Below are 14,948 nucleotides of genomic sequence, written 5' to 3'. Positions count from 1 at the left end.
TTGATGTCATAAAGCAAACCTATGACCTGCGTTTATGAACCGCACAGAGTAACGTACTAACATTGCTCTGTGCATTTTACTTTGGAAACGCCCAATGAACCTCACTGAAAACCATACAATTCCCTCAGTTGCAGTTGTCGTCTTTAATCACTTTAGTCCGTTTCATATTTCTGTTCCGAGCATTGTGTTTGGGCGAGATACCCTAAATGAAACTTTTTTCGAACTTAAATTTGTCGCAGGAGAGCAAGGAGCAATTTTATCTGACATCGGTATGGAAATTCATACCGAGGCGAAGTTGGATTTTCTAGAGTCTTGCGACATTATCGTTGTCCCTTACTGGAGAGCAATTGAAGAGCGCCCTAATGAAAACCTGCTCAATGCTCTCTGTCGTGCTCATGCCCGAGGCGCATTGGTTGTCGGTTTATGTCTTGGTGGTTATGTTCTCGCTTATGCTGGCTTATTAGCGGGGAAACGAGCTGCGACACACTGGGAATTAGAACAGGATTTTAGTCAACGCTTTCCAGAAGTTTCGCTCGATACGAATGCCTTATATGTTGAAGATAGCAGGGTGATCACCTCAGCAGGTACTGCCGCAGGTATCGATTGCTGTCTGTATGTTTTCCGAAAATACTACAGCAGTACGATTGCGAATCGAGTAGCAAGAAGAATGGTTGTGCCTCCATACAGAGATGGCGGGCAAGCTCAGTTTATAGATCAACCTATACCTGTGACGACATCTGATTCACGTATCAATGCATTAATGGACAATATCAGGCGTAATATCAATCAAAAATATTCATTGGATGAGCTAGCTGATTCAGTGATGATGACTCGCCGAACCTTTACGAGAAAATTTAGTAGAGCTACAGGTATGTCATTTGGAGAATGGCTGACGGCTGAGCGACTAAACTTGGCTCAGGATCTACTTGAATCTACAGATTTGTCTATTGAACAGATTGTCGCAAAAACTGGGTTTAGCTCAGTTCTCATTTTCAGAGATAAATTTAAAGAGCGTTATGAGGTGACCCCCAACCGTTGGAGGAAAATGTTCCACCAACAGCCTTAGATAAATATTCAGCGTTCCAACTAAGGTTTGCCATACATTTCCTCATGTCAATTCCGATTATTAGGGAGGTCAGCGTAGCTCATTAATGTCCAGGAATGAGTTACAACTAGTATGATACTTTAATACTCAGTTGTAGCTCGATTCAGACTTGGTAGTAGCAATTAGTATTTTAATCACGTTTAATCTAAAACGGTACGAACAAGGTTAATTGGCTGTTTAGTATGAGACTTTATTCCTCTCCTACAGTATCCTGAGGTTACTGGTATCGATCAGTACAGCAGAGAATACAGCTGCCGGCGGTATTTACCGGCAACAGCATTACCTTGTCCCAGAGCAGACAGTATGTCCATAAATGCTTTTTTCAGTTCGCCGTCCAGAGCATTCAGATCTTTCTCTAGGAACGACCAGAGAAGAGCCAGTGCTTCTTCGCTACGATTCACCTGATGGTATTGCAGCGCCAGTTCATGTGCGGTTTGCATATTATCCGGTTGAGCGGCCAACTGTTGTTCCAGAGCCTGAATTTCCGGACTGTCGGCTGTCTGCTCATGTAGCTCCAGTTTTGCCTTCAGGCCTTTGTAGTAGTTATCCTGATATTCCAGAGGAATCGTCCCGAGCAGGACTTTTGCCTGTTCAAATTGGTGTGTGTGTAAAAGACAATCAGCCAGAGCCAGTTTAACATCACCTTTTTGCTGCATCTCATCCGGAAGACTAGTGAGCATCGGCAAAGCTTCGGCATACTGTTCAGCGTGGATTTTTTCCTGTGCAGCTTTGAAAACCAGTTCTTCCTGAGCAGGAAGGTGCTGAGCCAGCATTTGTCGAATAGCATCCATCGGCTGGGGGCCGCCTAACCCGTCAACTGGCTGACCGTTTATAAACAAAGCAATAGTAGGAAGAGCCTGTACTCCGAACTGCATCGCGATGTTCTGTTCCTGCTCGCAATTCAACAGAGCCAGAGTAAATGCACCGTTATACTCTTGAGTCAGCGCATGTAATTCCGGAATGATATCTGCGCTTTCTTTACTCACCGAAGCCCAGAAATGGATAAGAACCGGGGTTTGTACCGAGCTTTCCAGTATCTGACGGAAATTCTCTTCGTTTAGCTCAACAATATATTCAGACGGCATAATTAATATTCCTAACATGGGCACTAACCCCAAGATATGGGTCAGATGGCCACTTATCAAGGGGATAGCATATTTATGCTGACTTTCGTAATACTTTATCGAACGCTTTGGTTGATAACAAACGCTTGAGAATCGCAGCAATCTTTGTCTGCGTGGTTACCCGGTAGCGCGGTTTGGGGGAGTCGGACTCCAGAGCGTGCAGCAGTGGTGCAACGACGGATTCAGCCGGCAGAACAAAGCGGTTACCTGATACGGCTTTATTCAATCGAGCCAGCTGATTTTGGTACTCTTCCCTGTGCCTGCTGACATCAATATCAATCCATTGGCGGAATTTTTCCAGCGCGTTGGCTCTAAAACGGGTTTCGATAGGACCCGGTTCGATAAGGCTGATATAAATACCACTTTGATAGAGTTCCAGCCTTAGGGTATCGGCCCAGCCTTCAAGGGCAAATTTACTCGCGTTATAAGCTCCCCGATAAGGTATGGCGGCGAAACCGAGAACGGAGCTGTTCAGAATAATCCGGCCGTTTTCCTGCTTTCTTAATTCAGGAATCAGCTCGGTAATCAACTGATGTGTGCCGAAAAAATTGGTTTCAAATTGTTCCCTCAGCGCGTCTGTCGGCAGATCTTCCAATGCTCCCGGCTGGCCGTAACCGGCATTACTGAATATTGCATACAGCGTTCCAGCGCTGAGTTCCTGTACCTGCTGGACGGCGGTAGTAATACTCTTGGGTGCACTGAGATCTAACGGAATACAGCATAATCCTTCCGCTTGCAGGCGGGAAACATCAGCGGCTTTACGGCAGGTGGCGATAACATGATAGTTCTGTTGGTGCAGTGCGTGGGCACAGGCATAACCAATGCCGCTGGAGCATCCGGTAATTAAAACAGTTTTTTGTGACATGGAAGGACGGGCCTCTGGCTGTATTCGGACTCAGAGGTTCAGAGTAGTCATCACGACTGCGGATGTAAAAGATTTTTTAATGCAGGCTCTAATCTTGAGTAGTTGAATTGAAAACCTAGTTCGGTCAGATGCTTAGGTTTTGCTCTGATGCTATCAAACAGAAGTGCACTGGCTTCTCCCAGTAAAATTTTCAACAGCCATTTTGGCGTATAAGGCAGACAGGGTCTGTGAAGTGTTTTTGCCAGTGTTTGGCTGAACTCCCTGTTTTGTACCGGGTGAGGTGCTGTTAAGTTGAAGTATCCGCTGGCGTGGGAAGTGTTCAGAAGAAACTCGATCCCCCGAAGCATATCCTGAATATGGATCCACGGCATGTACTGGTTGCCACGACCTAATACGGCACCAGCGCCGAGTTTATAGGTCGGAAGCATCATTTTTAGGGCTCCTCCGCTGAGTCCGAGTACGACACCTGTGCGTAAAATACAGACTCGTGTGTCTGGCGTACTGGCTCGCATGGCTAGTGTTTCCCATCTGGAACAGACATGGTGGGTAAATTCCGGATGGCAGATATGCAGAGACTCATCAAAAGGGTGAGCCTGTTGGTCACCGTAATAGCCGACAGCAGATCCACTGATCAAGACAGAAGGAGGGTGAGTGCTGGCATGTATCCGTTCGACGATCTGTTGTGTAATGTCCCAGCGGCTGTCGCATATTTTTTGCTTCTGCGCCGGGCTCCAGCGCTTACCTGCGATGGGTTCTCCGGCAAGATTAATGACCGCATCAAAATGATTCAGATCAGAAAGGCTATCCAGTGTGTCGATGTATGAGAGATGCCCGTGATTGATGTGGTGAAGCCGATCCCGGGTCTGGGGAATATTTCTGGTTAACAGCACGATCTCATGCATGGTCAGATGCCTGACTAGTTCAGAGCCGATAAAACCACTACCACCGGTAAGCAAAATGCGCATTGATCGTCCTTATCTGTTCACCTTTACGTATGATTATAGCTAATATCTTTTTTCTGAGTCTGGCCTCATTTTCACCGGAAGGCAAAGAAAAGTCCGAGGCTATACTGTAACCGATTGAAAGATGAATGTAAGTCGCTTACTCTTACTGTTAACCGCAGCGGAATGGACAGGAGGCAAGAATGGCAGCACTACTGGCTTTATTTAAAGCAATGCTGGATAGTCTGCGTGATCTACTGCCGATTGTTTTCGTTATCGCTTTCTTTCAGATAGTGGTTCTGCAGGAACCTCTGCCGGACATCCTTTCCGTGCTGTTTGGATTGATGCTGGTCGTATTTGGCCTGACATTCTTTATTATTGGCCTGAACATGGGCTTGTTTCCTATTGGCGAGTCAATGGCACAGGCGTTTGCCAGAAAAGGGAGCGTTTTCTGGCTGGTGCTGTTTGCCTTCTGTCTGGGGTTCGGGACGACGATTGCTGAACCGGCTCTGACGGCGGTTGCGGCTGAAGCGGCGGATGTAGCTGCTGTTGGCGGTATTATTTCCCCATCGACGAAAGCGATGGATAGCTACGCATTAGGCCTGAGAATTACAGTTGCCTTGTCAGTCGGTGTGGCCATTGTACTTGGGGTTATCCGGATCCTACGGGGTTGGCCTATCCATATTATGATCATTGCCGGGTATATCGGCGTAGTAATTCTGACCGGGTTTGCTCCCGCTTCCATTATCGGTATTGCTTACGATTCAGGCGGGGTTACCACGTCTACCATCACGGTGCCTCTGGTCACGGCGCTCGGTGTTGGGCTGGCATCGGCTATTAAAGGACGGAACCCGATGCTGGATGGGTTTGGCTTGATCGCTTTTGCCTCTCTTCTGCCGATGATGTTTGTCATGATTTATGGGATGGTCGTAGCATGATTGAACTGAGTCGGTTTACTGATACTCTGCTTCAGACTGTAGTGGATGTCCTCCCTATCGCCAGTATTATTTTCGGTTTTCAGATTGCGGTACTGCGTCGGCCGGTAGCGAATCTGGCTAAAGTTATTTTAGGTTTTTTTTACGTTATTCTGGGGTTGTCTCTGTTCCTGCTCGGGCTGGAGCTGGCGTTATTTCCTCTCGGAGAAATGATGGCTCATCAGCTTACCGCCCCGGATTTTCTTGAACAATTTAAGATCAGCAGAACAGAATCACTTACTTGGGTTGATTATTATTGGGTGTATCTGTTTGCATTTGCAATTGGTTTTAGTACCACAATTGCAGAGCCTTCACTTATTGCCGTTGCCATTAAGGCCAATCAGGTGTCTGGCGGCAGTATCAGGGTAAACGGGTTAAGAATCGCGGTTGCATTGGGTGTGGCTATCGGAATCGCTCTGGGTTGCTACCGGATTGTTGTTGGTGATCCGATTCATTATTACATCATAGGCGGGTATATCGTGGTTGTAATACAAACCCATTTTGCTCCTAAACTTATTATTCCTCTGGCTTACGATTCCGGAGGGGTAACCACATCGACAGTCACCGTACCACTGGTTACTGCTTTAGGTTTGGGGTTGGCTTCAACTGTGCCGGGAAGAAATCCGGTCATTGATGGCTTTGGTCTGATAGCGTTTGCCAGCCTGTTTCCTATTATCTCAGTGATGGGATATGCCCAGATAACACAATGGCTGAATTATCGTTCAGCGTCGAAGGAGAGTGAGAATGCGCTTTAAACTAATCATCGCGTTTGTTGAAGATACTAAAACCGATGCAGTACTGGATGCGGCACGTTCCGCTGGAGCGACGGGTGCAACGGTTATTAATAATGCGAGAGGGGAAGGGCTGAATCAGAAGAAAACCTTTTTTGGCCTGACACTGGAGGTGCAAAAAGATGTATTGCTGTTTATGGTGGAAGAACATTTGTCCCGGCATATTTTAGAGAAGATCCGTGATGTCGGGGAGTTTGATCAGGAATCCGGACAGGGGATTGCTATTCAGATTGATATTGAGGACGCTGTTGGGGTCGCTCATCAGGTGCAAACATTAACGCCTATCGTTGAGGAAGAGTTATGAACAAGCAAAATATCATTCGTGTCCGGGATGTAATGACGAATACTTATGTGGTTGTTGATGGTCTCACGACGGTAAAAGAAGGGATTCAGCTTGCCCGTCAGCATGTGGTTAAAGCGCTTATTGTGGATAAACGTCATGAGAACGATGAGTATGGTATTGTGCTGATGAATGATATCGCTAAAAAGGTACTGGCGAAAAATCGTTCTTGTGACCGAACCAATATCTATGAGGTGATGACAAAGCCTGCTTTGTCTGTTGATCCGAATATGAATGTGAAATATTGCGCCCGTTTATTTGAGCGCTTTGGCATCAGCCGGGCTCCGGTTATAGAAAATGGAAAGCTGCTCGGTATGGTCAGTTATAATAATATCGTTGTGAACGGTATGGCTCTGGATACTTAATGTTATGAAGCTTTTTTTTGCCTCTGATCTGCACGGCTGCCTGCCGGCAACAGAAAAAACCATACGGGCATTTGAATCCTCTGGTGCTGATTATTTTTTACTGCTGGGGGATATTCTGAACCACGGACCGCGTAATCCTGTACCGGAAGGCTATAATCCGCCGGAAGTGGCTAATCGGCTAAATCTGCATGCACAGCGGATTATTGCGATTCGGGGTAACTGTGACAGTGAAGTGGATCAGATGCTGTTGAGTTTTCCTATGATGATGGATTATGCCTGGGTATTGCTGGATTCTTCCCGGCGTCTGTTCCTGACTCATGGTCATACCTATCATGCAGATAACCGTCCGCCACTGAAACAGGGAGACGTGATTGCGCACGGACATACCCATATACCCGTGGCGGAGTATCAGGGAGAACAGATTATCTATAACCCCGGCTCAGTAACCTTTCCGAAAGGTGGTTTTCCGGCCAGTTATGGCTTGCTGGATAACGGATGGCTGAAGGTGATTGCATTTGATGATGATAGCGTACTGGCAGAAGTACAATTATAGGGTGTGTCGCAGAGTGGGATGAACGGAGTCTGGTATGACGTTGTTCATCCCGTTTTGTCTGGTGTCAGTTAGAGGATAATATAATCGAGCCGTGATCCAGACTGGTCAGCAGTATTGATGTATTATTAATAATATCAATGCGTTTGCTTTCCTGTGCGTCCAGCATGTAAAGCTCTTTGATGACCCCCATTTGCTCATCGCTGAAGCTTCTACCTGCTTTGTTCGGTGTGGTATCAACCACATTATCCGGATGAACGAGCAAATAGTTGTCACTGAGTTCCCACTGCCCCGATTCAGACAGCTCCATTTCCATGAACATTTCATGTTTCTGATCGTAAAAATTCATCACAGATGCTTTGATATAAGAACCGTTTGGCAGAAATTTCAGTGTATCGCGTCCGTGGATTTTACTGATCTCGCTGAGTTCCGGCATCGCTTTTCCTGCTTCCCGAGAGGCAATAAACACTGTGTTTGTATACCATTCTCTTGAGGTGAGTGTCTGTTTGGTTTTCAGGTCTGTCCCCCAGTAGATCCAACTGCTGAACAGGACGGAAACAGCAAGCAGAAAATAGGCGATTCTTTTATTTAACATCTTGCTCTGCTCCTGATTGACAAAGTTCACTCAACTCAGCCTGATTGGCAAAAAGGTGTACGGTGATATTTTTAAACGAATATCCTTCTGGGTGAATATAGTTGAGGATCAGATTTCTCTGCGCCCCGGCAGTGACAATGATTTCCTGCGGTTTTTCTTTATCCGGGAACCGGGCTGCGTAGGACTGGTAACAGGCCCGGATCAGCGGTTTCCAGCTGTCCAGCGGCGGATGGCCGTGGGTGGTTTTCAGCGGAATATCGTCAATAGTATCGATCAGCCTGAATTTTGAAGGTGCAGGGTTGATGACTGCCAGAATAAAGAAAGGCAGTAACAACGCCAGAATAAAAATATACTTGGTCTGCGGGCAAAACCGCTGGCGAAGCGTTTTCTTTTTCAAAGCTGGATCAGCAGAGAAGCGGATCTCAGCCGTGGGTGAAAAAGGTTTTTCAGCCAATGTTGCTGTATTTTCAGCATCGGTATCCGTGTTATGCTGATCGCCGGAAGAGGCCGGTTCCGGGAGCTCTTTGACCGGTTTGCTGCCTGTTGCCAGAATGGATGTTCTTTCAACGGTCGAAATAAACTGATAACCCCGTTTTGGCACGGTTTTGATGAATTCAGGTGCCTTGGTTGAGTCATTCAGGTTCTTCCTCAGTGTCGAAATAGCCTGAGTCAGGCTGGAGTCATCCACCTGAAATCCCTGTTCCCGCCAGACGAATTCATGTAACTGATCCCGGGATATCACTTCGTTCGGGCGTTCGGAAAACATCATTAGAATACGACTCTCATTCGTGCCAAGACGAACCGTTTCGTTATCGTTTTCCTTATCGACTAAGGTGTTGCTGTTGGGGTCAAATATAAATCGTTGTGAGAGAACAAATTTAGTGCCTGCGTTACTCATTAATATCTCTTTCCAATATCGGTTTCATACCCGTGTCAGAATGCGATGAAACCTACAGATTACTATCGAGGGCTATTCTGGAGAATAACTAATCTTCGGGCCGGGAGGTATGTTCTTTATCTTTATTTACACTTTTAGAACATTTGCTATCCACCTGTATAATAACTGTAGAATACACGAATTGGTTTTCCATGTGTACAGTTTAATAGTTTTTTCTTCCGACTCCGGACAGGGCTTTTTTTTCTTCACTCTTGTCCCCATATTTGACAATGGTTTTGATATGAAAAAACTCATGGAGTAAAAATGAGCGAAACAGCAACTCACAATAAAGAGACCCGTGGCTTCCAGTCAGAAGTAAAACAACTGCTGCACCTGATGATCCATTCTCTGTACTCAAACAAAGAAATTTTTCTTCGCGAGCTTATTTCTAACGCCTCTGATGCAGCGGATAAGCTACGCTTCCAGGCTCTGTCTGATCCGGAGTTGTATCAGGGTGATGCCGATCTTGGCGTTAAACTGGCTTTCGACCCGCAGGCAAAAACACTGACAGTATCGGATAACGGTATCGGTATGAGCCGTGAAGAGGCTATCGAGCATTTAGGCACGATTGCTAAATCAGGTACCGCTGATTTCTTTGCTAAATTATCTGATGATCAGAGTAAGGATTCTCAGCTAATCGGTCAGTTTGGTGTTGGTTTCTACTCTGCATTTATTGTTGCCGATGCGGTAACCGTTCGTACCCGTGCCGCAGGTCTGAATGCAGATCAGGCCGTGCAGTGGCATTCTGCCGGTGAAGGCGAATACACGATTGAAGATATCCGTAAGGAATCCCGTGGTACAGATATCATCCTGCACATGCGGGAAGATGCGCAGGAATTCCTTTCCGAATGGCGTCTGCGTGATATCGTCAGTAAATATTCCGACCATATCGGTATCCCGGTTTCTATCTGGACGAAAGATAAAGACGAGGACGGTAAAGAAAAAGAAACAGGCCAGTGGGAGCAGATTAACAAAGCTCAGGCTCTGTGGACCCGCAATAAAGCAGATATTGCTGAGGACGAATATCAGGAGTTTTATAAGCATGTATCGCACGATTTTGCTGATCCTCTGATCTGGAGCCATAACCGGGTTGAAGGTAAAAATGATTACACCAGCCTGCTTTATATTCCGGCTAAAGCCCCTTGGGATATGATGAACCGCGACCATAAAAGCGGTTTGAAACTTTATGTTCAGCGTGTCTTTATTATGGATGATGCCGAACAGTTTATGCCGACGTATTTGCGTTTTGTTCGTGGTCTTATCGATTCCAATGATCTTCCATTGAACGTTTCTCGTGAAATCCTGCAAGATAACAAGGTCACTCAGTCTCTGCGTAATGCATGTACTAAGCGAGTGCTTACTATGCTTGAACGTCTTGCTAAGAATGATGACGATAAGTATAAATCGTTCTGGAAAGAGTTCGGGCTGGTCATGAAGGAAGGGCCTGCTGAAGATTTTTCCAACAAAGAAAAAATAGCCGGCCTGCTGCGCTTTGCTTCTACGGATGTGGATTCTGCTGAGCAATCTGTTGCGCTGGCTTCTTACGTTGAGCGCATGAAAGAAGGTCAGGATAAGATTTACTATCTGACAGCGGATAGCTATGCCGCGGCTAAAAACAGTCCGCATCTGGAACAGTTCCGTGCCAAAGGTATCGAAGTGATACTGATGTATGATCGCATTGATGAATGGCTGATGAACTACCTGACGGAGTTTGATGGTAAGGCGTTTCAGTCTATCACTAAGGCTGGCCTGGATCTCAGTCAGTTTGAAGATGAAGCGGAAAAAGAAAAGCACAAAGAAACAGAGGAAGAGTTTAAATCTGTTGTTGAACGAACCAAAACGTATCTGGGTGACCGGGTAAAAGAGGTTCGGACCACCTTTAAGCTGGCATCAACACCAGCGGTTGTCGTGACGGATGATTTCGAGATGGGTACACAGATGGCAAAACTGCTGGAAGCGGCTGGTCAGGAAGTCCCTCAGGTAAAATATATCTTTGAAATTAACCCTGAGCATGCACTGGTGAAACGTATGGCGGATGAATCTGATGAAGAAGCCTTCGGACGCTGGGTTGAAGTGCTGCTGGGTCAGGCGATGCTGGCTGAACGAGGTTCTCTGGAAGATCCGACTCAATTTGTCGGAGCCGTCAACCAGCTTCTGAATAAGTAATTACCGTTTTACTTGCTGGTAGTAAGCAAAGCCCGCATTCTGTGATAGAATCGCGGGCTTGAATTTCTTGGTTTGAGTACCGGCTCAGGTACTCATACATAACCTTATACCGAAACTTATCGCAGGCGTTGAAGCAGAAGCAGTAAGCTTCGGTATAACATGGAAAAATTAAGAGGATAAAAAATGCGCATCATTCTTCTAGGTGCTCCGGGTGCCGGTAAAGGTACACAAGCTCAGTTCATCATGGAAAAATACGGTATTCCACAAATCTCTACCGGAGACATGCTACGTGCTGCAATCAAAGCCGGTACTGAGATGGGTATGCAGGCTAAGGCCGTTATTGATGCTGGTCAGCTGGTTTCTGATGATATCATTCTTGGCCTGATCAAAGAGCGTATTGCTCAGGATGACTGTGGAAAAGGCTTCCTGCTGGATGGCTTCCCGCGCACCATTCCTCAGGCTGATGGTCTGAAAGAGATGGGTGTCGCCATTGATTATGTTATCGAGTTTGATGTTGCAGATGACGTTATTGTTGAGCGTATGGCCGGCCGTCGTGCTCATCTGGCTTCCGGCAGAACTTACCATGTGGTGTACAACCCGCCTAAAGTTGAAGGTAAGGATGATGTCACCGGTGAAGATCTGGTTGTCCGTGATGATGATAAAGAAGAAACCGTACGTGCGCGTCTGGGGGTTTATCATGATCAGACAGCTCCTCTTATCGCTTATTACGGTAAGGAAGCGGAAGCCGGAAATTGTCGGTATCTGAAATTCGACGGAACCAAGCAGGTCGCTGAAGTGAGTGCTGACATTGAGAAAGCACTGGCATAATTTGCCGGGTAAAGTTGTTTATTTTTGTTATAGTTAAAGCGATCCGAAAGGGTCGCTTTTTGTTTTTTACTGAAGTCAGGTGACATGATAATGGAAATAAATCAGGGTATCCTGCTGGTTAATCTGGGTACTCCGGATGCTCCGACGACGTCTGCGGTTAAACGCTTTCTAAGTCAGTTTCTGCATGACCGCAGGGTGGTGGATTTAAGCCGTTGGATCTGGTGTCCGGTATTGCATGGTATCGTACTACCGCGCCGTTCTTCCAGAGTTGCTGAAAAATACCGCGCAGTCTGGATGGATGAGGGTTCCCCCTTATTGGTTTACTCGCGGCGTCAGGCGAAAATACTGGGAAACAGGCGCAATATTCCGGTTGCTCTGGGAATGACTTATGGCAACCCATCGGTTCTGTCTGGTATCCAGGCGCTTATGGCCGAAGGGGTCACACATATCACGGTATTGCCGCTTTTCCCTCAGTATTCCGGAACCACGACCGGAGCAGTAGAAGATGCTCTGGGGAGAGCACTGAAGAAATTGGCACAGAAACCTGAATGCCGGGTGATTTCCAGTTATCATCATCACCCTTTGTATATCAAAGCGCTGGCGGACAGCATTCGCCGGCAGTGGGCGGTAACTGGCCAGAGTGATTACCTGCTCTGCTCTTATCATGGGATCCCGCAGCGATATGCTGATAATGGGGATATATATCCGCAGCATTGTGAAGAGACAACCCGCTTACTGGCATCAGAACTGGGGCTTAGTGAGCGGCAGATTGGGATGAGTTATCAGTCGCGCTTTGGCCGGGAAGAGTGGGTAAAACCATATACGGACAAACGGTTACAAGCTTTACCGGGGGAAGGTATCAGGCATTTGGATATCATTACTCCGGCATTCTCGGCTGACTGTCTGGAGACACTGGAAGAGGTGGCCATCGAGTACCGGCGGTTGTTCCAGACATCAGGAGGGGGGGAGTATCATTATATCCCTTGTCTGAATGACGATCCGTTACATATAGAAATGATGGCGGCGCTGACAGAGTAAAACGGAGATTCTTTTCCAATTGTTGGCATTCCCCTGTAACATATTGCGCAGTTTATAGATAAGAAAGAAATCATAATGAAACGTTGGTATTTACTTTATTGCAAACGGGGCGATCAGAACCGGGCAAAAAGTCATTTGGAGAATCAGGGTGTTGAATGCTATTACCCTGAAATTGAAGTAGAAAAGATTGTCAGAGGAAAAAGACAGCGTATTCATGAACCCTTGTTTCCTTCGTATGTTTTTGTCCGTTTTGATTATGAAGAAGGGCCATCGTTTACGACAATACGTTCAACCCGGGGAGTGGTGGATTTTATCCGTCAGGGACGCTATCCACAGGAAGTGCGCGGTGAGCTGGTGCATGAACTTAGACTGCATGAAGAAAGTGGTGAGGTTATGCTGACAGGATTTCTGCCGGAAAAAGGTCAGCCGGTACACATTAAAGAAGGGCAGTTTTCCGGAGTGGAAGCTTTGTATCATGAGGCGGACGGAGAGAAACGCTCTATTTTGCTGATTAAACTTATCAATCAGACGGTTCCTGTCAGTATCGATAACAGGGATATTGAGTTGAAATAGGGTGCCTGTTTGAAATGAAAAAAGCCTGCCATCTGATACCAGAGGCAGGCTTTTTAATTCATCAGGCCTTAGTAGGCTTCATTATGTACAGACTGAACGGCACGGCCGGACGGATCAATCATATTTTTGAATGCTTCATCCCATTCGATGGCTTTTGCTGTTGAACACGCAACAGACGGACCACCCGGAACGCATTCGGCTGCCGATGCCAGCGGGAACAGCTCTTCAAATATTTCACGGTACACATAGCCTTCTTTGGTTGTTGGCGTATTGTACGGGAAACGGTATTGAGCGGTTTCCATCTGTTGGTCGGTTACCTTAGCTGCCGCAACTTCTTTCAGTGAATCGATCCAGTTATAACCCACACCATCAGAGAATTGCTCTTTTTGACGCCAGGCGATGGAATCCGGCAGATAATGCTCAAAACATTCGCGCAGGATATGTTTTTCCATTTTGCCGTTGCCACACATCTTATCTTTAGGGTTCAGGCGCATAGCAACATCAATAAATTCTTTATCCAGGAATGGAACACGTCCTTCAACTCCCCATGCCGCCAGCGATTTGTTGGCGCGGGCACAGTCAAACATGTTCAGTGCCATCAGCTTACGTACGGTTTCTTCATGGAATTCGCGTTCATTGGGTGCTTTATGGAAGTACAGATAGCCACCAAAAATTTCATCAGCACCTTCACCAGAAAGTACCATTTTGATCCCCATGGCTTTAATCTTACGCCCCATCAGGAACATCGGGGTTGAAGCTCGAATCGTTGTTACATCATAGGTTTCGATGTGGTAGATAACGTCACGGATAGCGTCCAGACCTTCCTGAACTGTATAGGTCATTTCGTGGTGAACGGTACCCAGCTTATGGGCTACTTCTCGTGCTGCTTTCAGATCCGGAGCACCTTCAAGGCCGATAGCAAAAGAGTGCAACTGAGGCCACCAGGCTTCGGATTGTTCATCATCTTCGATACGCATGGCAGCAAAACGCTTAGCCACCGCAGAGGTAATGGAAGAGTCTAGTCCGCCTGAAAGCAATACACCGTATGGCACATCGGTCATTAGCTGACGTTTTACTGCATCTTCCAGAGCCTGAGTCAGCTCTTCTTTGCTGGTCGGATTTTCGGCCACTGCATCAAAATCCATCCAGTCACGCTGGTAGTAGCGTTGAGGCTCTTTAGTTTTTGAACTGTAGAAAGAACCCGGAGGGAACTCACTGATCGTTTTACATACAGGAACAAGGGCTTTCATTTCCGAAGCCACATAGTAGTTACCGTGTTCATCAACTCCCTGATACAAAGGGATAATACCGATATGGTCACGGCCTACCAGATATTCGTCTTTTTCTTCATCATAAAGAACGAAAGCAAAGATGCCGTTCAGTTCTTCCAGCAGTGCTTCACCCATTTCACGGTAAAGTGCCAGAATGACTTCACAGTCAGAATCGGTCTGAAACTCATATTTGTCAGCGTATTTAGCCCGGATATCTTTATGGTTATAGATTTCGCCATTAACAGCAAGAATGTGTTTTTTATCTTTGCTGTAAAGTGGTTGTGCGCCGCTGTTCAGACCCACGATAGACAAACGTTCGTGCGCCAGAATGGCTTTATCTGAAGAGTAGATACCAGACCAGTCCGGTCCACGGTGGCGAAGTTTTTTCGACATTTCCAGAGCAACCGGACGAAGTGCAGTTGCATCACTCTTGATGTCTAAGATGCCAAAAATTGAACACATGAGATACAAATCCTATTCTGTAA

The 14,948-nt window shown here is 46.5% G+C and carries 16 protein-coding genes; 10 read left to right on the top strand and 6 right to left on the bottom strand.

Annotated features, from left to right (window positions below; translation table 11 throughout):
- Positions 1–94: 94 nt before the first annotated feature.
- Positions 95–1,066 (top strand): GlxA family transcriptional regulator, encoded by a 972-nt coding sequence (locus tag CSW98_RS15010; RefSeq protein ID WP_100801289.1) that lies wholly within the window; start codon positions 95–97, stop codon positions 1,064–1,066.
- 269 nt (positions 1,067–1,335) lie between these two features.
- Here the strand turns inward: CSW98_RS15010 and CSW98_RS15005 are convergent, their stop codons facing one another.
- The 3 genes from CSW98_RS15005 to CSW98_RS14995 form a co-directional block, all read right to left on the bottom strand.
- Positions 1,336–2,190: a co-chaperone YbbN gene (locus CSW98_RS15005; RefSeq protein ID WP_100801288.1), complete on the bottom strand. Its 855-nt coding sequence runs from the start codon at positions 2,188–2,190 to the stop codon at positions 1,336–1,338.
- A 73-nt stretch (positions 2,191–2,263) separates the two neighbouring features.
- Positions 2,264–3,094 (bottom strand): SDR family oxidoreductase, encoded by an 831-nt coding sequence (locus CSW98_RS15000; RefSeq protein ID WP_100801287.1) that lies wholly within the window; start codon positions 3,092–3,094, stop codon positions 2,264–2,266.
- 50 nt (positions 3,095–3,144) lie between these two features.
- Complete coding sequence (locus CSW98_RS14995; RefSeq protein WP_100801286.1) at positions 3,145–4,059, bottom strand: TIGR01777 family oxidoreductase; 915 nt, start codon at positions 4,057–4,059, stop codon at positions 3,145–3,147.
- A 179-nt stretch (positions 4,060–4,238) separates the two neighbouring features.
- Here CSW98_RS14995 and CSW98_RS14990 point away from each other — a divergent pair, with 179 nt between their 5' ends.
- The 5 genes from CSW98_RS14990 to yfcE are packed head-to-tail and all read left to right on the top strand — an operon-like array spanning position 4,239 to position 7,058.
- Positions 4,239–4,973 carry a DUF1538 domain-containing protein gene (locus CSW98_RS14990; protein WP_100801285.1) on the top strand — a complete coding sequence of 245 codons (735 nt, stop codon included), beginning with the start codon at positions 4,239–4,241 and terminating at the stop codon, positions 4,971–4,973.
- The gene (locus CSW98_RS14985) at positions 4,970–5,764 is read left to right on the top strand and encodes a DUF1538 domain-containing protein (RefSeq protein ID WP_100801284.1); all 795 of its coding nucleotides are present in this window, start codon (positions 4,970–4,972) and stop codon (positions 5,762–5,764) included. The genes CSW98_RS14990 and CSW98_RS14985 overlap by 4 nt, the downstream gene beginning before the upstream one ends.
- Positions 5,754–6,104: a P-II family nitrogen regulator gene (locus CSW98_RS14980; RefSeq protein ID WP_100801283.1), complete on the top strand. Its 351-nt coding sequence runs from the start codon at positions 5,754–5,756 to the stop codon at positions 6,102–6,104. The genes CSW98_RS14985 and CSW98_RS14980 overlap by 11 nt, the downstream gene beginning before the upstream one ends.
- Positions 6,101–6,505: a CBS domain-containing protein gene (locus CSW98_RS14975; protein ID WP_100801282.1), complete on the top strand. Its 405-nt coding sequence runs from the start codon at positions 6,101–6,103 to the stop codon at positions 6,503–6,505. Before CSW98_RS14980 ends, CSW98_RS14975 begins: the two co-directional genes overlap by 4 nt.
- Before the next feature lie 4 nt (positions 6,506–6,509).
- Positions 6,510–7,058: a phosphodiesterase gene (yfcE, locus tag CSW98_RS14970; protein WP_100801281.1), complete on the top strand. Its 549-nt coding sequence runs from the start codon at positions 6,510–6,512 to the stop codon at positions 7,056–7,058.
- A 64-nt stretch (positions 7,059–7,122) separates the two neighbouring features.
- On the opposite strand, the gene CSW98_RS14965 is transcribed toward yfcE, so the two are convergent.
- Together CSW98_RS14965 and CSW98_RS14960 are read right to left on the bottom strand one after the other, a co-directional pair.
- Entirely contained in the window at positions 7,123–7,650 is a 528-nt protein-coding gene (locus CSW98_RS14965) for a regulatory protein ToxS (protein ID WP_100801280.1), read from the bottom strand.
- Complete coding sequence (locus CSW98_RS14960) at positions 7,640–8,548, bottom strand: transcriptional regulator (RefSeq protein WP_100801279.1); 909 nt, start codon at positions 8,546–8,548, stop codon at positions 7,640–7,642. Before CSW98_RS14960 ends, CSW98_RS14965 begins: the two co-directional genes overlap by 11 nt.
- Before the next feature lie 303 nt (positions 8,549–8,851).
- Between CSW98_RS14960 and htpG the strand changes: the two genes are divergently transcribed.
- The 4 genes from htpG (at position 8,852) to rfaH (ending at position 13,192) form a co-directional block, all read left to right on the top strand.
- Entirely contained in the window at positions 8,852–10,753 is a 1,902-nt protein-coding gene (htpG, locus tag CSW98_RS14950; RefSeq protein ID WP_100801277.1) for a molecular chaperone HtpG, read from the top strand.
- A gap of 183 nt (positions 10,754–10,936) precedes the next feature.
- The gene (gene adk, locus CSW98_RS14945) at positions 10,937–11,581 is read left to right on the top strand and encodes an adenylate kinase (RefSeq protein ID WP_100801276.1); all 645 of its coding nucleotides are present in this window, start codon (positions 10,937–10,939) and stop codon (positions 11,579–11,581) included.
- A 90-nt stretch (positions 11,582–11,671) separates the two neighbouring features.
- Positions 11,672–12,619, top strand: a complete 948-nt coding sequence (hemH, locus tag CSW98_RS14940) for a ferrochelatase (protein WP_100801275.1) — start codon at positions 11,672–11,674, stop codon at positions 12,617–12,619.
- Between the two features lie 75 nt (positions 12,620–12,694).
- Complete coding sequence (rfaH, locus tag CSW98_RS14935) at positions 12,695–13,192, top strand: transcription/translation regulatory transformer protein RfaH (protein WP_100801274.1); 498 nt, start codon at positions 12,695–12,697, stop codon at positions 13,190–13,192.
- Positions 13,193–13,260: 68 nt separating this feature from the next.
- Here the strand turns inward: rfaH and asnB are convergent, their stop codons facing one another.
- Entirely contained in the window at positions 13,261–14,925 is a 1,665-nt protein-coding gene (gene asnB, locus CSW98_RS14930; RefSeq protein WP_100801273.1) for an asparagine synthase B, read from the bottom strand.
- Positions 14,926–14,948: the final 23 nt, after the last annotated feature.

The sequence above is a fragment of the Vibrio sp. HA2012 genome (assembly GCF_002812955.1).
In the GTDB taxonomy this organism is placed as follows: domain Bacteria; phylum Pseudomonadota; class Gammaproteobacteria; order Enterobacterales; family Vibrionaceae; genus Vibrio.
Note: the sequence above shows the minus strand (reverse complement) of the source record. Positions and strands in the feature narration are given on the sequence as shown.